This is a genomic window from Thiomonas sp. DCM-2, from assembly GCF_056820905.1.
Genome location: NZ_CM165962.1, coordinates 1,990,029 through 2,007,445 on the forward strand (window position 1 = coordinate 1,990,029; position 17,417 = coordinate 2,007,445).

At 68.2% G+C, this 17,417-nt stretch carries 12 protein-coding genes and 1 pseudogene; 9 read left to right on the forward strand and 4 right to left on the reverse strand.

Annotated features, from left to right (window positions below):
* Positions 1 to 13: 13 nt before the first annotated feature.
* The 9 genes and pseudogenes from AC1ZQA_RS09545 to AC1ZQA_RS09585 all read left to right on the forward strand — a co-directional run bounded on the left by AC1ZQA_RS09545 (position 14) and on the right by AC1ZQA_RS09585 (position 13,543).
* Entirely contained in the window at positions 14 to 2,035 is a 2,022-nt protein-coding gene (locus tag AC1ZQA_RS09545) for a chemotaxis protein CheA (protein ID WP_482676739.1), read from the forward strand.
* Between the two features lies 1 nt (position 2,036).
* On the forward strand, positions 2,037 to 2,732 hold the full coding sequence (locus tag AC1ZQA_RS09550; protein ID WP_482676740.1) for a chemotaxis protein: 696 nt from the start codon (positions 2,037 to 2,039) through the stop codon (positions 2,730 to 2,732).
* Positions 2,729 to 3,481, forward strand: a complete 753-nt coding sequence (locus AC1ZQA_RS09555; RefSeq protein ID WP_482676741.1) for an oxygen-binding di-iron domain-containing protein — start codon at positions 2,729 to 2,731, stop codon at positions 3,479 to 3,481. Before AC1ZQA_RS09550 ends, AC1ZQA_RS09555 begins: the two co-directional genes overlap by 4 nt.
* A 509-nt stretch (positions 3,482 to 3,990) precedes the next feature.
* A pseudogene (locus AC1ZQA_RS09560) lies at positions 3,991 to 4,335 on the forward strand (methyl-accepting chemotaxis protein); the annotation flags it as partial.
* A 66-nt stretch (positions 4,336 to 4,401) separates the two neighbouring features.
* Positions 4,402 to 4,761 (forward strand): CZB domain-containing protein, encoded by a 360-nt coding sequence (locus AC1ZQA_RS09565; protein ID WP_482679310.1) that lies wholly within the window; start codon positions 4,402 to 4,404, stop codon positions 4,759 to 4,761.
* Between the two features lie 153 nt (positions 4,762 to 4,914).
* Positions 4,915 to 6,369, forward strand: coding sequence for a methyl-accepting chemotaxis protein (locus AC1ZQA_RS09570; RefSeq protein WP_482676742.1), 1,455 nt, complete (start codon positions 4,915 to 4,917; stop codon positions 6,367 to 6,369).
* A 26-nt stretch (positions 6,370 to 6,395) separates the two neighbouring features.
* Positions 6,396 to 7,361: a chemotaxis protein gene (locus AC1ZQA_RS09575; protein WP_482676743.1), complete on the forward strand. Its 966-nt coding sequence runs from the start codon at positions 6,396 to 6,398 to the stop codon at positions 7,359 to 7,361.
* Between the two features lie 33 nt (positions 7,362 to 7,394).
* Positions 7,395 to 8,921 (forward strand): methyl-accepting chemotaxis protein, encoded by a 1,527-nt coding sequence (locus AC1ZQA_RS09580; protein ID WP_482676744.1) that lies wholly within the window; start codon positions 7,395 to 7,397, stop codon positions 8,919 to 8,921.
* Between the two features lie 128 nt (positions 8,922 to 9,049).
* On the forward strand, positions 9,050 to 13,543 hold the full coding sequence (locus tag AC1ZQA_RS09585) for an EAL domain-containing protein (protein WP_482676745.1): 4,494 nt from the start codon (positions 9,050 to 9,052) through the stop codon (positions 13,541 to 13,543).
* 131 nt (positions 13,544 to 13,674) lie between these two features.
* On the opposite strand, the gene AC1ZQA_RS09590 is transcribed toward AC1ZQA_RS09585, so the two are convergent.
* The 4 genes from AC1ZQA_RS09590 to AC1ZQA_RS09605 are packed head-to-tail and all read right to left on the reverse strand — an operon-like array spanning position 13,675 to position 17,411.
* Complete coding sequence (locus tag AC1ZQA_RS09590) at positions 13,675 to 15,315, reverse strand: GGDEF domain-containing protein (RefSeq protein WP_482676746.1); 1,641 nt, start codon at positions 15,313 to 15,315, stop codon at positions 13,675 to 13,677.
* Between the two features lie 51 nt (positions 15,316 to 15,366).
* Positions 15,367 to 15,681, reverse strand: coding sequence for an EscU/YscU/HrcU family type III secretion system export apparatus switch protein (locus AC1ZQA_RS09595; RefSeq protein ID WP_482676747.1), 315 nt, complete (start codon positions 15,679 to 15,681; stop codon positions 15,367 to 15,369).
* On the reverse strand, positions 15,678 to 16,931 hold the full coding sequence (fliK, locus tag AC1ZQA_RS09600) for a flagellar hook-length control protein FliK (protein ID WP_482676748.1): 1,254 nt from the start codon (positions 16,929 to 16,931) through the stop codon (positions 15,678 to 15,680). The genes AC1ZQA_RS09595 and fliK overlap by 4 nt, the downstream gene beginning before the upstream one ends.
* A gap of 15 nt (positions 16,932 to 16,946) precedes the next feature.
* Positions 16,947 to 17,411 (reverse strand): DUF2802 domain-containing protein, encoded by a 465-nt coding sequence (locus AC1ZQA_RS09605; RefSeq protein WP_482676749.1) that lies wholly within the window; start codon positions 17,409 to 17,411, stop codon positions 16,947 to 16,949.
* Positions 17,412 to 17,417: the final 6 nt, after the last annotated feature.

The following is a 17,417-nucleotide window of genomic DNA, read 5'->3' on the forward strand; positions in this document are numbered from 1 at the left end:
GCGCCCCACCATCATGGATAACGACATCCTGCAGGAATTCCTCGCCGAGTCGCGCGAGTTGCTGAGCCAGGCCCAGGACCAGTTGCTGCGCCTGGAATCCAACCCCGACGATCCCGATGTGCTCAGCGCCATCTTCCGCGCCTTTCACACCCTCAAGGGTGGCGCCGGGTTTCTGGAAGCGCAGCACATGGTGGACTGGTGCCACCACCTCGAAGACCTGTTCGACAAGATGCGTGCCAGCAAGCTGCGCGCCACCGCACCGATGATCGACGCCATCCTGCGCGCAACAGACGTCATCGGCTCCATGCTCGACGACATGGCGCGCGGCGAGAACCCACCCCCCGGCCCGGCCGATCTGGGGCGCGACATCCAGGCCTATGCCCGGGGCGACGCGCCGCACGACGCGCCGGAGCCGGTCCCCGCACCTGCGCCCGCCCCAGGCGCCCCGCCCCCTGCGCCCAGCGCCGCAGGCCTGTGGGTCACGCAGGAGCCACGCGAAGGCGGCAGCACCGGGCTTTACGTCGAACGCCGCGCCGCTGCTGGGGAAGCCGCCCCCACCACAGATTCCGACACCATCACCCAGGACGAATTCGAACGCGTGCTCGACAGCCTCTACGGCATCGGGCAGGCGCCGGGCCTCGCGGCGCCGGCCTCTGCTGCCGCAGATGCGCAGCAAGGCGACGGCAATCCCCCCAAGGGTCAGCAAGCAACCACGCGCATTGAGGACACGATCACGCAAGACGAATTCGAGCGCGTGCTCGACCAGCTTCACGGCGCCGGGCAGGCGCCCGGCATGGTCAGCCGTGCCACACCAGTTGCTGCGCCGAAGGCGGAACCTGCGGCACCCGCCCCGCGCAGCGGCAACGGCGCTCCAACGGAAGAAACCTCCATCCGCGTCGATTCCAACCGTCTCGATCAGGCCATGAATCAGGTGGGCGAACTGGTGCTGCTGCGCAACCGCCTGAGCGCCGCCGTGGGCCGCATGGCACAGGAAGACGAAACCCTGGCCCGGCTGGCGCGCGAGACCGATCTGGCCGTCAACGATCTGCAGAACACCGTCATGCGGCTGCGCATGCAGCCCTGCAAGCGCCTGTTCCAGAGCCTGCCGCGCGTGGTGCGCGACGCCTCGCGCAGCCTGGGCAAGAAAGTGCGGCTGGACATCGAAGGCGAGGATGTGGAAATCGACAAGACCGTGGTCGATGCCCTGTCCGGCCCGTTGATTCACCTGGTGCGCAACGCGCTGGATCACGGCATCGAAGAGCCCGATGTACGGCGCAAGGCCGGCAAGCCCGAAGAGGCCGTGTTGCATGTGGCCGCGCGCCATCTGGGGGACAAGGTGCAGATCCAGGTGGGCGACGACGGCCGTGGCATGAACGCGCAGAAAATCATGCAGCACGCCATTTCCAAGGGCGTCATCGCTGCGCAGGAGGCCGCACGGCTGTCCGAGCGCGAGATGCTCGAACTCATCTTTCTGCCCGGCTTTTCCACCAAGGAGCAGGTCAGCGAACTCTCCGGCCGCGGCGTGGGCATGGACGTGGTGCGCTCCACCGTCACCGCACTGCGCGGGCGCATCGACATCGACACCACATTGGGCAAGGGCAGCACGCTCACCCTGGAACTGCCGCTGACCATGGCCGTGCTGCCGGTGCTGTATTTCCGCCTGCGGCGCGAAACCTACGCCCTGCCGGTGGCGGCCATCGAAAACCTGCTGGCCATCGACCCGGCGCAGGTGCATTCCATTTCCGGGCGGCTGATGGTGCAGGTGGATGGCAACCGCGTGGTGCCCTACATCGACCTCGGTCTGTTGTTGCAGGACCGCCCGATCGACCTGAACAAGGAGCCCAGCGAGGGCATTCTGATCGAACAGGGCCTGCTGGTGGTGTCCGAGGCGATGGGCACCGAAGACTCGGTGGTCAAGCCACTCGACATCTCCACCAACGACACCCTCTACCAGGGCGCCACCATATCCGGCAACGGTGAAGTGGTGCTCATTCTCGACGGCGCCGCGCTGGCCCGGGTGCAACGCAAGAGCTGACATGAAACTCCCACCAGACACACCGCAGTCGTCTCCTCCAGATGGGATGCCGGTTCTTTCGGAACGGCCGCGCGAAACCGGCATGGACGACCATTCCATCGAAACCCTGCGCCGCGACTTCATCGCCGTGGCCGACGCCACCTACGCCTTCCAGGGCGCGCTGAAAAAGCGCCTGCGCGAAATCGACCGCAAGGCGCTCAACGCCCAGGTGCTGGTCAAACGCCACGGCAAGGAACTCGCCGGTTACGGCGTGGTGGCGCAGGCCTTCCGCGAGGGCGCGCAGGCCATGCAGGCCGCTGCCGACCAGGTGCAGCAGCTCATCAACCCGCTGATGCTGCATTTCATGGAAACCCTGCGCGACGTGCAGCAGATGGGCAGCCTGCGCAATATCCAGAACGCCTCGACAGCGCATTGCCCGGCGCTTGCCGAGCGCCTGCGGCACCAGTCCGACATGCAGATCCGCCACGCTGCGGGCAGCCGCCGCGCTGGACTGGCGCTGAATGCCGCACTCGACCGCTTCCAGGCCGTGATCGCCGAGCTCGATTATGTGGTGGTCAATGGCCGCATCGAGGCAGCGCTCAAGGGGGCGGTCAATGCGCCCCTGAGCCAGGTGTCACTGGAAATGGACCGCTCCGTCACCGGAGTGCAGGACCTGCTGCGCACCTATCGCGAACAGATTGAAAGGATCATCGAATGAAGTCGCTGCAATTCTTCAGCCAGGGCAACCACCACTGGAACATCATCTACGACCAGGGCGAGCGCCGCGTGATCGACTCGAATGTCTACGCCCTGAGCGTGGACGACCAGACCCTGATCCTCGATCCGGGCGGGTTCGAGATCTTTCCGCAGGTGTTCAGCGCCCTGGTCGAGGTGGCGCCGCCCGGCTCGCTCAAGGCGGCGTTCGTCAGCCACCAGGACCCGGACATCGCTTCCAGCCTGCCGCTGTGGAACGCCTGCAGCCCGACCATCGCCTGGTATGTGCCCAAGCTGTGGAGCGGCTTCATCCGCCATTACGGCGCGCTCGACGCCGACCTGCGCGACATTCCGGATGAAGGCGGCGAAATGACCCTGGGCTCCGCCCGGCTGCAGTTCGTGCCCGCGCACTACCTGCATTCCTCGGCCAATTTCCATGTGTACGACGCGTTTGCCAAGGTGCTGTTCTGCGGCGACGTCGGCGCCGCGCTCCTGCCTGCCGGGCATGCGCCGTTCGTCGATCGCCGCAACATCGAGAGCCCGGCCGCGTTCGACGAGCACATCAAGTCTGCCGAGTACTTTCACAAGCGCTGGATGCCGTCGATGGCGGCCAAGCGCAACTGGTGCGAGCGCGTTTCCCGGATGGACATCGACTTTCTCGCCCCGCAGCACGGCGCAATCTACACAGGCGAGAACGTCAAGCGCTTCATCGACTGGTTTGACGCGCTCAAGGTCGGCTCGGCCGTCGAGTAAGCCCCCTTCAACCCAACTCAACCCATCCCATCATCATGGATGCCACCGCCCTGCACTACCTGCAACAAGCCCTGGAGCCGCTCGACAGCCTGGAAATGCTGGCCGAAGCCGACGCCGCCATGGAAAACGCCGTGTTCTACATGAACCGCACCGCGCGCGAAACCATGGAGCGGTTCCACAGCACCCTCAACACGTCCCTGCGCGGCGCCGACGTGCGCAACGCCCTGCACCGCTCCATTCACCAATTCCACAAGGACCCCGAGCGCATCCGCGCCATCCTGCGCCGTCTGGCCGACGGCAGCCTGGACAAGCACGTTCAGGAAATGCCCGTGGGCAAGGTGACTTTTGCGCTCATCTTTGTCGCGGTGCGCGACCCTGCCGGGCAGGTCATTGCCTTTCACGCCAGCTGGCGCGACATCTCGCATCTCAAGGACGTCAGCGCCGTCAGCGACCGCCTCAAGGAAGTGGTCAGCACCCTCAACGGCGCAGCCGGCGACATTGGCCAATCGATGAATTCGGTCGATACCGCCATCGGCAATGTGGGGCGGGCCATCCAGGGCAATGGCAAGGCGGTGGCGCAACTGCAGGAGCAGGTGGGCGCCATCAGCACCATCGTGCGCAACATCCGCGAGATTTCCTACCAGACCAACCTGCTGGCGCTCAACGCCGCCATCGAAGCCGCCCGCGCCGGCGAGCATGGCCGCGGCTTTGCCGTGGTGGCCGACGAAGTGCGCAACCTCGCCCGCCGGGTGCAGGCCGCCACCGCCGAGGTCGAAGCCAACACCACCTCCATCGGCCAGCAGGCGCACGACATCGCGGTCACCAGCGCCAGCTCGGGCAAGGAGCTCGAACTGGTGCAGTCGGTCGTGGTGCGCATGAACAATCAGGTGAGCAATATGCAGTCCAGCGCCACGCAGATGATGCTGCGGTCGGCGCAGGAAGACCACAAGGACTTCGTCAACCACATCCTTGCCGAGGCGTCCAAGGACAAGCAGGCCAAGCTGCCCTCCGAGATCAGCGACCACCACAACTGTCGCCTGGGCAAGTGGTACGACAGCCAGGGCCAGGCCACGTTTGGCGGCCTGTCGGCCTTCCGCGCCCTCGAAGCCCCGCATGCGCAGATTCACGCCACCGCCCGGCAACTGCTCGAAGCCGTGCATGGCGGACAGCGCGACCAGGTGGCCCGCCTCTCCGCCTCGCTCAGCGAGCAGGAAGATCTGATCATCGACCGCCTGCAGGCGCTCAGCGATGCCATTGAGGCCAAGGGCAACGCGGGCTGACACCGCACCAATGGACACCAGGAGGCACTCGTGGAAACCGCCAGCCCCGACATGACCGCTCTTGTGGATGCGCAGGAGTCGGCCCCCACCCAACCTCTGCCACTGCATGGGGGAGGAGAAAAACTCCCTCTCTCAAGCAACGGGGGAAGTGAAATGCCCCCTCGCCCTTTGGGAGAGGGCCGGGGTGAGGGACAGCGCACCAACACCAGCGTGCCGCCCCATCTCCCTCAGGGAGAGGGTTGGGGTGAGGGCCAGACCAGAAACATCCCCCCCGGTGGCCTGCTGGAGCGCGTGCGCGAGGACCGCGAGCGCGTGCTGCAGGCCGTGCTCGACCTCCTCACCGGCAAGGGCGACGGCGCGCTGCGCGACATCGACCTGATCGACGCCGCCGACTGGGCCGACAAGCTCGGCGCGGTGCGCACCATGCTGCTGCACGGCGTGGACGCGCTGCGCACCACCACCCAGTCACTGGCGTTTGCCGAAAGCCGCACCGCGGGTTTCGACCACGACATCCACGGTCTGTCGCAGCGCGTGGGCGACATGGCCGCGCGGCTGCAGAGCGCCGCCACCCATACCCACACCGCCCAGACCCAGCTCGACGCGTTGCGCGAGCGGGTGGATGCCACCACCGAATCGGTCGAACGCAGCGACCAGGCGATTGCCACCACGCTGGATGAAGTGGCCGACGTGTCGCGCTTCATCGCCAATACCGAGACCAAGCTCACCGGCTTTGTCGACGCGGTACGCTCGGTCGAGGCACTCACTGCGGGCATCAGCGAGATCGCCTCGCAGACCAATCTGCTGGCGCTCAACGCCGCCATCGAAGCCGCCCGCGCCGGCGAGCACGGCCGCGGTTTCGCCGTGGTGGCCGACGAGGTGCGCAACCTGGCGCGCAAGACCGCGCGCATCACCCACGAGATCGAAGAACTGACCCACAACCTGCGCGACCAGTCGTCCGACGTGGGCACCGACATGGCCCGCTCGGTCCAGCGGGTGCAGCGCGTGGGCGCGCTGGTCACCAATACCGGCGAGACGCTTGCGCAGGTCAAGTCCATGCTGGCGCAGGTGCGCACGGTCACGGTGGAGCAGACCGGGCTGATGCGGCAACTGGTCAGCGACGCCGACCGCCAGCGCCTCGACGCCGAGCAGGCCGCCGAATTGATGCAGGTGCTGGTGCAGCGCTTCGAGGCCATGATGGGCCTGATCCGCACCGCCCGCGATCAGCTCAAGACCGGCGTGACCGCAGTCTCCAAATGGCCCGACACCGCAGTCACCCTGCGGGTGTCTCTGGCCATGCATTACCAGTGGATCGGCCAGCTGCTGACCGCCGCACAGAAACAGGAAAAGGTGGACATGGACGTGTCCAACTTCCACGGCTGCTTCTTCGGCAAGTGGTACTTCGGCGCGGGCGCGGCCTACTTCGGCAGCGACGCCGGGTTTGCCGGCGTGGATTCCGTGCACCAGGACGTGCACCGCACCGGGCAGGCGCTGGTCGAGGCCATCCGCACCGACAACACCGCCCGCACCACCGAACTCGCCGCTCGCCTGGAAGGCCTGAGCGACACCATCACCGGGCGGCTCGAGGCGCTGATGCGCCAGATTCCCTGAACCCATTTCGCACACAGGACCACATCATGAACACCAATGTCTTGCAAGAAGTCGACGAACGCTCCAACCTCGCCGGCACCAACAAATTCGAGCTGCTGCTGTTTCGCCTCGGCGCCGAGCCGCAGTCGGGGCGGCGCGAGCTGTTCGGCATCAATGTGTTCAAGGTGCGCGAGGCGCTGGTGATGCCGCAGGTCACGGTCATGCCCGGCGCGCCCAGGCACGTGCTCGGAGTCGCGAACATCCGCGGGCAGATCATTCCCGTCATCGACCTGCCCGGTGTGGTGGGCTGCACGCCCAAGACCGGGCTGAACATCCTGGTGGTCACCGAGTACGAGCGCTCGGTGCAGGGCTTTGCGGTCGAGGAAGTGGAAGAAATCGTGCGGCTGGAATGGAGCAAGGTGCTGTCCGCCGAGGCCAACGCCGTGGGTGGCATGGTCACCAGCATCGCCCGGCTGGAGGGCGAGGACACCACCCGCCTGGCCCTGGTGCTCGACGTGGAAAAAGTGCTGCGCGACGTGCTGCCCTCGCGGGTGCATGAGGTGAAGGACACCCACCACATGGGCCCGGCGCTGGGGCTCAGGCCTGGCGCGGTCATCCTCACGGCAGACGACTCCTTCGTCGCCCGCACGCAAATCGAGAAGGCCCTGCAGGCCCTGCAGGCGCCCTTCATCAGCACCAAGACCGGCAAGGAAGCGTGGGAACGCCTGCAGACCATTGCCAACGAGGCACGCGCCGAGGGCAAGCGGGTGGAAGACAAGGTGCAGCTCGTTCTGACCGATCTGGAAATGCCCGAGATGGACGGCTTCACCCTCACCCGCCACATCAAGCAGGACGAGCGCTTCAGGAACATTCCCGTGGTCATCCACTCCTCGCTGTCGGGCTCGGCCAATGAAGACCACGCCCGCAGCGTGGGCGCCGATGCCTATGTGGCCAAGTTCGTCGCCGACGAACTGGCGCAGACCATCCGCAAGGCCATTGCCGCGCACAACTGAGCGCCACGTCATTTCATTCAAGCGGATCGACCGATGGATACCACGCCCACGCTTCCAGAAGACATCAGCAACCGCTCTCCGGCCGAATTCCTGCGGCACCTGCTTGCCGAGCGGCCCGTGGATCTGCGCCAGCCGGTGCCTCCGGGCTGCGGCGAGGATCTCGACCGCTTTCTGGCCCTGGTCACGCATCTGGTGGATACCACCACGCACAACGCCACCGGCGTGGCCTACGGCATTGCCCGCATCAGCTTCGAGGCGCGCACCGCCACGCAGGACGCGCAGACCCATGCCAAGGCGCAGACCGAGCGCATCGCCGCAATGGGCGACAGCCTGGAGCGGTTCATCCGTGGCATTGTCGGCGTGCAGGGACAGACCGAGGCACTACGCGCCGAGTCGCAGAGCATCAACCTGCTGAGCAGCCGCGGCGCCCGCGAGGCCTTCGAGGCGCGCGAGGTGTTCGAGCAGCTCGCGCAGACCACCAGCAACAACCAGAGTGAGATCCAGACCCTGGGCAAGAGCTTTGCGCAGGTCACCGCGGTCACGCAGGTGATCAAGGACATTGCGCAAAAGACCAGCCTGCTGGCGCTCAACGCCAATATCGAGGCTGCCCGTGTGGGCGAGGCCGGGCGCGGCTTTGCCGTGGTGGCCGACGAAATCCGCAAGCTGGCGATGAACACGCAGAAATCGGTGGAGAGCATCGCCAGCTTTGCCGCGGAAGTCAGCCGCAGCCTGCAGGTGGTCACGCAGTCCACCACCGAGTTCGCCGCGCGGATGGAAAGCGGCAAGGCACTGGCCACGGCGATGTCGGGCAATTTCCAGGACATCGCCCGCAGCATCGACGCCATGCACAGCGGCATGAACAAGGTGTCCGCGCAACTGGGGCAGGAGGTGGAGAGGGTGCGTGCCATCAATGGCCAGTTCGCCGCGCTCTCCAGCACGGTGCAGGACAACGCGCGCCAGACCATCGCCACGTCCGAGCGCATCGCCGACGAGGTGCAGCAGTCGCTCAACGCCAGTCAGAGTCTGTTCGAGGCGGCCACGCAATTCGTCACCGCCTCCAAGACCAGCCAGGTGATGCGCGATCTCGATGGGGTCTGCAAGGAAATCGAGGCCGCGCTCGCGCAGGCGCTGGCCAGCGGCGCGCTCACCGAACAGGCGCTGTTCGACGAGCAGTACGAGCCGGTGGCCGGCACCAATCCGCAGAAATTCCGCACCCGCTTCACCGAGTTCATCAAGACCCGCATCCAGCCGATCGAAGACGCCTGGCTGGCGCGCAGCGAGCACTACCGCTTTGTGCTGCTTGTCGACCGCAACGGCTATGCCGCCGCGCACAACAGCGTGTTCGACCGCCCGCTGACCGGCGACTACGCCACCGATCTGGTGGGCAACCGCTCGATGCGCCTGTTCAACGACCCGGTGGGTCTGGCCGCAGCACGCAACACCAACCCGTACCTGCTGCAGGTCTATGCCCGCGACACCGGCGAGATCATGCAGGAGCTGTCGCGCCCGGTGCGCGTGGGCGAACGTCACTGGGGTGCGGTACGGCTGGCCTACATCTGATCCTGTCCGCGCGCCGATGTGCCCTGATGCGTCCACTTTTCCACACTGAATCAACTTTTGGGACAAAACACCTTCGACTCCCTGCGCAAGCTGTTGTAATTCCGGGCGTTGTCTGACTCTTTCCTCGTATGCCCCACAACGCCCGTTTCCAGGCTGACCGCCGCCGCATCCTCGTCTTCGTCCTGCTGGCCAATCTGGTGCTGGCCGCGGGCGTGGCGCTGGCGCTCTACACCAGCTGGGACCGCAACCGAGGTGGCGTCGAGCAAATCCTGCAAAGCGAGGCGGCGTTCTGGTCGGACGCGATGAAACAGCGCTACGACCAGATGCAGGCCACCTGCCGCATGGCGCAGCACCAGGTCGACCAGGACGTCGGCCTGCTGCTGACCCCGGATTCCTGGCTGCGCGACATGGACAGGCTGGTGCCCTCCATCGACGGCATCTCGCTGGTTGCGCCCGACGGCACGCTGCTGGCCACCGAGGCGCAGGTCGATCGCCCGATTCCGGCCCGGCCGGATTTCGCCTCGTCAGACGGCTTCGCGCAGGCGCTGAACAACCCCGGCAAGGTGCAGATTGGCCGGCCGCAGCCCGACCCGCTCGACCCCGCACAGACCATCACCCCGGCGCGCTGCGCGCTGCACGTGCCGCACACCGGCTCGAAGGTGGTGCTGGTGTTCAACGTCGGGCTGCAGGCTGCGCTGACCCAGCTGCAGCACAGCCTGTCGGCGTTCGACGGCAAGGGCCGCTGGGTCCCTGCGATCGGCTTGTTGCGCAGCGACGGCTATCTGCTGGCGCGCCTGCCCGCGCCGCTGCCGCACACCCGCAGCGCGCTGGCCAAGGCACCGGCGCGCGGCGTGCTGGCGCGCGAGATCGCCGCACACCCAGACCGCACACGCGGGTTTTTCCAGGGCCCGGTGCAGTCCGCGGGCGGCGCGGAACTCATTGGCGCCTGGCAGCGGCTGGGCAGCCACGGCGTGGTGGCCTTCACCAGCCTGCCGGTCTCGGCACTCACCGGGCTGTGGTGGCGGCAGAACTGGCCGATGCTGCTGGCCTGGGGGTTGCTGCTGGTGCTGCAGGTCATCGGCGGTCGGCTGATTCTGCGCGCGGCCGAGCGCCAGCAGCGTCTGGCGCAGATCAATGCCGCGCTGGCGCAGGCCAATCAGGCCGTGGCCGAGGCGCAGGACGAAGCGTCGCTGCTGCAGGCCATCTGCCGGATCTGCGTGCAGGCGGGTGGCATGGCGCTGGCCTGGGTGGGCCGCCCCGATGCCAGTGGACAGGCGCAGGTGCTCGCCGCCGAGGGCCGCACGGCCTACCTGAGCGGCCTGCAACTGTCAGTCCTGGCCGAGGAACCCGCTGGCAAGGGACCTTTCGGCACCGCATGGCGGCAGGCGCAGCCGGTGTTCGTGCAAGGCGACGGCTCGGATGGTCTGATCGTGCCGTGGCTGAACCGCATGCAGCACCACGGCCTGCGCAGCATGGCCGCGCTGCCGGTCTGGCGCTCCGGGCGGCTCGACGCCATTTTCTGCATCTACCGCGAGGGCAAGGGGCACATCCACCGCGAGCAGCGCGAGCTGCTCGAAGAACTCGCCCGCAGCCTGGGACGCGGCCTGGATCGCCTCGACCTCGCCGCCGCCGAACTGAAGGCGCGCGAAAGCACCGCGCGCCAGCAGGAACTGGTGCGCTCGGTGCTCGCGCAGATCGATGTCCTGATGAGTGCGCGCAATGACCAGGAAGTGCTGGACAACGCCTGCACCCGCCTGCTCGAAACCGGCTTGTTCGCCGCTGTCTGGGTGGCCCGGCCGGATGCCCACGCGGTCGCCCAGCCGCTGGCTGCAGGCGGCAACGGCGCCGAGGTGCTGGCAGCCCAGGCGCCGCTGCGAGTCAGCGACGAGGCCACACATGCCCTCGCCCGCGCCTGGCGCAGCGGCATGGAAGCACAGGACCATCGCACGGACACCCCGCTGCTGCAGCCCTGGGCCGACTTTTCGCTGCCCGAATGGCAGCCGCTGGCGCTGGCCCTGCCCCTGCGCCGTGCGGGTGCGCGCTGGGCGGTGCTGGTGCTGGTGCTGCTCAACGGCAACGACCTGGATGACGGCCTGCACGCCCTGCTGCGCCGCGTGGCCGGCCTGATCGAGCGCGCGCTGGGCGAGATCGATCTCAAGGCCGAGCTGGAAACCGAGCAGGCGCAGCAGCGCCACCTGGCCCGCCACGATGCGCTCACCGGCCTGCCCAACCGCCTGGCGCTGGAGCATCACCTGCCCCTGGCCATGGCCCGCGCCCGACGCCACAAGACCCTGCTGGCCGTCGGGGTGATGGATCTGGACGACTTCAAGCCGGTCAACGACACCCACGGCCACGCCGCTGGCGATCAACTGCTGCGGCAACTGGGCGAACGGCTGAAGGCCGCGGTGCGCGAAACCGATCTGGTGGCCCGGCTGGGGGGCGACGAGTTCGTGCTGGTGCTCGAAGGGGTGGCGCAGGCAGCCGATCTGCCCATCGTGCTCGATCGCATTCATGGCGCGGTCGAAACGCCGTTCGACCTGGGCAACGGCGTGCTGGCCAAGGTGGGCATGAGCCTGGGGCTCACCCTGTATCCCGCCGATGACGTGCAGCCCGAAGTGCTGCTGCGCCACGCCGACGCCGCGCTCTACGCCAGCAAGGCGCACAAGGCGGACCGCACCCTTTGGTGGCAGCAATGGGGCGACGCGCTGGAGCAGGCAGCCACCAAGGCGGCCGAGCTTCCCGTTCACGTCGATCCGTACGGCGAGACCACGTCTCGTCTGCTCGGTCTCATCGGCCCTTTGCTGGAGCGCAACGCAACGGCCTTTGTCGAGCGCTTCTATACCGCGCTGGGCCAGGACCCGGAGTCCGCGGCGCTGCTGTCCACCCTGTCTGCCGAGGAACACGTGCAACTGCGCCAGCGACAGCATGCCCGCCTGTTGCACATCCTGCGGCCCGATCTGACCAAGGAGACGCATCAGGACGAGGCGCAACACACGGGCGCCATCCACACCCTGGTGGGCGTGAGCACCGGCGCGCTGGTCAGCAGCATGGGCTGGTATCTGCAAAGCCTGCACGATCTGCTGGCCGAAGCGCCGGTGCGCAGCCCCGACCGTGCGGCCCTTGCCCATGTCGTCACCGCGCGGCTGCAGCGTGAACTGCAATGGCAGAGCGAGGGCGCGCAGGCGCTGCGCGAGCAATACCTGCAGATGCTGTTCGGCCTGGAGCAGATGCAGCCCGACCTGACCCAGTGGGCCGATCTGGCGCGCACCGTGCTGCAGTCCGTGGCGGCACTGCCAGGCGTGGCGGCCACGGTCATCTACAAGCCCGACGCGCAAGGCCAATTCGTGCCCGCATTCACCGCAGGCAGTTTCGACGCGTACATGCAGGCCATCGAGCAAGCCGCGATCGCCCCGCTGCAACTCGACCCGCAGAGCCCCTTCGGCCAGACACCGCATCCGCGCTGCTGGCGCAGCGAGCAGATCGAAACCAATGTCAGCTATGTCACCGATCCGCGCATGGCTCCGTGGCGCGCCGCGGCGCACAGCGTGGGCATCCGCAGTTCCGCAGCCGTCCCGGTGAAGGACAGCCGCGGGCGCATGCTGGCGGTCATGGGCCTGTATGGCCGTTACCCCGGCATGTTCGACACCCAGTCCATGCGCAGCTTCCTGCGCGGGCTGGAGCAACTGTTCGAGCGCGGCCTGTACGGTCTGATGACTCGCCGCGAAGACACCCTGCTGCCGGCCAGCGACCGCCGTGCCTGGCGCCACCGCCTGTTCAGCGGCGGCCTGGAAATGCACTACCAGCCCGTGGTCGATCTGCGCAGCGGCAAGCCCGTGGCCATGGAGGCACTGGCCCGCTTGCGGCTCGAAGATGGAAGGCTGATCGGGCCGGGTCAGTTCCTGCCATCCTTCGGCACCTCCGAGCTCACCCGCCTGTTCACCCTCGGGCTGGAGCAGGCGCTCGATCAGCTCGCGCAGTGGGACGCGGCCGGGCTGTCCCTCGATCTCTCGGTCAACCTGCCGCCCGAGGTGCTGCTCATGCCCGAATGCGCGCGCTGGGTGCATGATGCGCTGCGCGCGCGCCACATCGCCCCCGACCGGCTGCGACTCGAAGTTCTGGAGGACGCCGACTTCCAGAACGGCACCGAACGTGACCGCGCGGTGCACAGCCTGGCCGCCACCGGCGCACGGCTGGTCATGGACGATCTGGGCAGCGGCTACAGCAGCCTGCTGCGCCTGCGCACCCTGCCTTTCCACACCGTCAAGATCGACCAGGGGCTGGTGCGACAGATTCCCGGCGAAACCGAGGCCGAGGCCGGCGGCATGATCGGCTTCATCGGCGCGCTGGTGCGCATGACCCAGGCCCTGGGCCTGCAGGTGGTGGTGGAAGGTCTGGAAACCCCGGCGCTGGTCGAGGTGGCCGCGGTGCTGGGGGCCGATGCCGGCCAGGGCTACGCGCTGGCCAAACCCATGCCGCCCGCCGAAGTGCTGGCCTGGCTGCGGCTGTTCCACTGGTCCACCGACCCGACCGACCCGCACACCGGCCTGGGCCAGCGCGCCCGGCAATGGGTGCAGGACGAGGCGCAACGCAACCTCGCGGAGCGGAGTTCAATGGCGCAGTAGCCGATGGCGGTAGCGGGGAATGCTCGTTCCCTCTTCCAAGCTCCCCCACATCGTGGGGGAGGAGAAAACAGATTCCCGCCCCACGGGTGGGGCGGGTTGGGGTGGGGATGTCTTCTCGGTGCGAACCGTCCTCATCCCCGCAAATCGAAGTACCGCAGCGCGGTTTTTGGCAGGCTGCCGCCGCCCTTGGCGCCCTCGCAGGGGGTGGCGAATTCCACCCGCTTGCGTCCGGCCTGCTTGGCCTGCAGCAGCGCGGCGTCCACCCGTTGATACACCGAGGCGAAATCCTCACCCGGGCACAACTCGCCCACCCCGGCGCTGAAGCTCAGGGCGATGCGACGCCCGGCACTGTCCTGCACCAGAGTCTGCTCGCTGAACGCCATGAGCAGGCGCTGCACCACGACCTGCGACTGCTGCACCGGGGTGTCGGGCAGGATGAGCATGAACTCCTCGCCGCCCATGCGCGCCACCCGGTCGGAGGGACGCACCAGGCGCGTGGCCAGGCTCACCAGTGCCTTGAGCACGGCGTCGCCGGTGTCGTGGCCATAGGTGTCGTTCACCACCTTGAAATGATCGAGGTCGAGCAGGGCCAGGCTGAGCGGCTGGCCGTTGCGCAGGGCGCGCGACTGCATGCGGGCAAACTCGGCGTCCAGCCCACGGCGGTTGAGCGCGCCGGTCAGCGGGTCTTCCTGCAACTGCTGGCTGACCTGCTCGAGCTCGCCTTCGAGCGAGCGGATGCGCTCTTGCGCAGCCTGCGCCTGCCGCTGCGCCTCGGCCAGATGCACGCCAAGTTCGCCGCTGCGCTTTTGCATGCTGCGGCTGTCGTCGAGCACCTCCTGCACCAGGCGGCGGATCTCGTCCCATTCGCGGCTGGCCTGCAGTTGGGTCAGCCGCCCTTCGAGCCGCTGGTTGTATTCACCGCCCTCGGCAGCGTAGTCGCCCAGCTTGCGCACCAGCAAGTCGATCAGCGCCTTGGCGGTGCTGTGGGCGTCGTCCTCGCTCTTGCGCAGCACGCTGTGGCGGACCAGCAGATCGCGCACGGCGTTCTGCGCCTGCTCGATGCGCTCCGGCGCCAGCGGCGCATGCAACTGCTCGCGAATCGCAGCCGCCTGCACCCCCACCCAGGGCTGCGGCACCAGATCGCCGAGATGACCCAGCAGCAGCTCCGCCAGTTCGGTCAGGCCGTTGCGCACGGCGTCTTCGGTGGTCTGCTCGCGGTCGATGGCCAGCCAGACCTCCCGCGCAAGCGGACTCAGCTCGGAGGGCTGTGCACCGCCGTCTGCCGACGCGAGGAGATCGCGCAGCAGGCGCTGCGCCGTGTCGTGCGCGCAGAACGGCTGCACGCCATGCCTGAGGGTGTGCAGCCAGAGTTCGCGCCACGCACTGCCATCCCGGCTCGCTTCCGCCTCGCGGGTTTCGATCGGCGTGGATGCCGCAGCACTCCCGCTTCTCGCCTGCAGCGCGCTCCAGCGGTCGAGCGTCTGCCCGAGTTCGGCCCACAGCGCCTGCGCCGTGGGCAAGGCCGTCAGGCGCTCGATCTGCTGGCGTTTCTGCAATTGCGACAGCCCGGCCTGCGAGCGCTCCCATTGCTCCAGCAAGCGGCGCAGCGCCGCGCCCCAATCCCTGGCGCCCGGCAGGGGTTCCGGGGTCTGCGCCCCGTCGCCCTGATGCAGACTGTCGAACACCTGACGATAGTTCTCGGGCGTGGGTTGCAGCTTGAGTTCGACCAGGCGTTTGAGGGTGGCGCGCGCCTGTTCGGCAATGGTGGGCATGAGAGCAGCGGGGCGAAGTGGTGGGTTGAACGAAATCGTATTGCAAGCGCCTCACGGCAAATGTAAAGGCGGCGCCTGCGACTCCGCACCCGCTTCCAGCCGCCACAGCCAGGCCAGCAGTTCGGCCACGGCGGTATAGAGCGCCGGGGGAATCTGCGTGTCCAGATCGACCGCCATGAGCAGTTGCACCAGTTGCGGCGACTCATGCACATACACCCCGGCCTCCTTGGCACGCGCCACGATGGCCTCGGCCACCAGGCCCTGCCCCTTGGCAACGACCTTCGGCGCCCCACTGGCGTCGGCGTCGTAGCGCAGCGCCACGGCCAGCGGCAGGGCGGGATTGCGGTTGGATTGCGGCGCACTCACGACGGCTCACTCCCCGGCAGCACGCCCAGTTGCACCCCGCCGACTTCCAGACCGGCGGCGCGCAGCGCGGCCTGCAACTGCGGCAGGGCCGGGTCGATGCGCTGCTGCGCCGTCTCGCTGCGCAGCAGGGTCACATCGACCTGGTTGCCGCGCAACTGCAGCTGCGCCTGCACCGCACCGAGCTGCGGCAGATCCAGATCGATCTGGGTGCTCCAGTTGCGCTGCGCTGCAGCCCCGCCTTGCGCCGAGCTGCCGTCCGGGTCGGGCCGCAGACTCCAGCGTGCGGTCTGGCCCGGCCATAGCAGCCCTTCCCACAGCACCTGGCCTTGCATCAGCGACTGCAGTTGCTGCTGCACGATGCCGTGCAACTCCGCTGGCAGACGCGCCGCCAGTTGCACCGGATCGCTGGCCGCCTGTGGCGCTGCCTGTACCGCGCCGTAGGCCGCCAGGCCCGCGTGGCGCGGCGCTGGCGCGGCGTCGGCAGATGGCCCCACGGAGGATGCGGGGGCCTGAGGCAGCGTGGCGGGCCGGGGCGGCTGCCCAGTCTGACCGGCAGGCACAGCATGGGCCTGACCGGCCGTGGGCGCAGCCTGCGCCTGCGCCGAGGCAGGCTGTTGCAGCAGTGGCGACAGCTTGCCCTGCGGCTGCGCGAGCAGTGCCGACAGCGGTTGCTGCCCCTGCGCCCAGGCGCCGAGCTGGCTCTCGTAAAACAGGCCGCTGCTGCCGAGCGCACTGGCCAGCAGTTGCGCGGCCTGCTGTGCGGGTTGCGCCGGGTTGGTCCAGACGGGCGGGGCCGTCACCGCCGCCGCCCGCGTGCCTTGCCCGCCGACGCTGGTGTTCGTGGAGCCTGAAGCCGCGTCCATCTGCTGCAGCAGGCCGAGCAACTGCCCCGGCCCGGACAGCAGCGCCTGCACCGCCGTCTGCTGCGACCCGGGCGGGGTGAGCAGAAATTGCGGCTGGCCGTTCTGCGCGCCGAGGTAGACCAGCGGCAATCGCGCGCCGACCTGAGGCGGCGGGCCGGGCAAGGTCGCGGCAACCAGGGCATTGCCCAGACGCAGCATCACCTGGGTCTGCAAACGCGACTCTGCAGCGGCGCTGGACGCCGGATTTGCCGCCAGCACCTGCACGACTTCGGCGTCGAAGGCCGCTCCCGGCGTGGCGGTGAAGGCGCCGGTCTGCGGCGTGCCGGTTGTTGCTGCCGCGGCGGGCGTGGCGGCTGCCACGCCGTTCAGGGTGACCGGGCTGTTCATCGCCGCATCACAGAATCAGATCGGCTCCTGGCGCAGGCGGATCATCAGCTCCGTCTCGGCCTCGCTGAGGCCGCAGCGCTCGGCGATGTCGCGCACCGGCAACCCCTGGCGCGCGAGTTCGCGTACCGTCGCGCCGATGGACTCTGCCGAGGGCATGGGCGCGGGCTCGTGCAGCACCGGAAAGCCGGTCGGGTCGATCTGTGGCGCGCTGGGCTCGGGCGCAGCGGCAAACGGCGGCTCCACCATTGGCGTCGGCTCGGGCGGGGGCGCGGGTTCGGCACGCGGAGCCAGGGTGAACAGCGCCGAGGGCGGAGGCACCCTGGCGTCGCGCTCCTGTTCCAGGCTGTGCACGCGGCGCTGCAGGGCATCGACCTGATCGCGCGTGGCCGCGAGCAGGTCGAGCAGGCGCTTGAGGGTGAAGGTCAGCGCGATTTGCAGCGCCACGATCAGGGCGGCGGCGATCAGCAGGATCAGGGTCATGATGCG

What these genes read in the sequence shown, in the direction of transcription:
- AC1ZQA_RS09545 (WP_482676739.1), top strand. Translation starts at nt 14, where the DNA reads ATGGATAACGACATCCTGCAGGAATTCCTCGCCGAGTCGCGCGAGTTG.
- AC1ZQA_RS09550 (WP_482676740.1), top strand. Translation starts at nt 2,037, where the DNA reads ATGAAACTCCCACCAGACACACCGCAGTCGTCTCCTCCAGATGGGATG.
- AC1ZQA_RS09555 (WP_482676741.1), top strand. Translation starts at nt 2,729, where the DNA reads ATGAAGTCGCTGCAATTCTTCAGCCAGGGCAACCACCACTGGAACATC.
- AC1ZQA_RS09565 (WP_482679310.1), top strand. Translation starts at nt 4,402, where the DNA reads ATGCTGCGGTCGGCGCAGGAAGACCACAAGGACTTCGTCAACCACATC.
- AC1ZQA_RS09570 (WP_482676742.1), top strand. Translation starts at nt 4,915, where the DNA reads ATGCCCCCTCGCCCTTTGGGAGAGGGCCGGGGTGAGGGACAGCGCACC.
- AC1ZQA_RS09575 (WP_482676743.1), top strand. Translation starts at nt 6,396, where the DNA reads ATGAACACCAATGTCTTGCAAGAAGTCGACGAACGCTCCAACCTCGCC.
- AC1ZQA_RS09580 (WP_482676744.1), top strand. Translation starts at nt 7,395, where the DNA reads ATGGATACCACGCCCACGCTTCCAGAAGACATCAGCAACCGCTCTCCG.
- AC1ZQA_RS09585 (WP_482676745.1), top strand. Translation starts at nt 9,050, where the DNA reads ATGCCCCACAACGCCCGTTTCCAGGCTGACCGCCGCCGCATCCTCGTC.
- AC1ZQA_RS09590 (WP_482676746.1), bottom strand. Translation starts at nt 15,315, where the DNA reads ATGCCCACCATTGCCGAACAGGCGCGCGCCACCCTCAAACGCCTGGTC.
- fliK (WP_482676748.1), bottom strand. Translation starts at nt 16,931, where the DNA reads ATGAACAGCCCGGTCACCCTGAACGGCGTGGCAGCCGCCACGCCCGCC.
- AC1ZQA_RS09605 (WP_482676749.1), bottom strand. Translation starts at nt 17,411, where the DNA reads ATGACCCTGATCCTGCTGATCGCCGCCGCCCTGATCGTGGCGCTGCAA.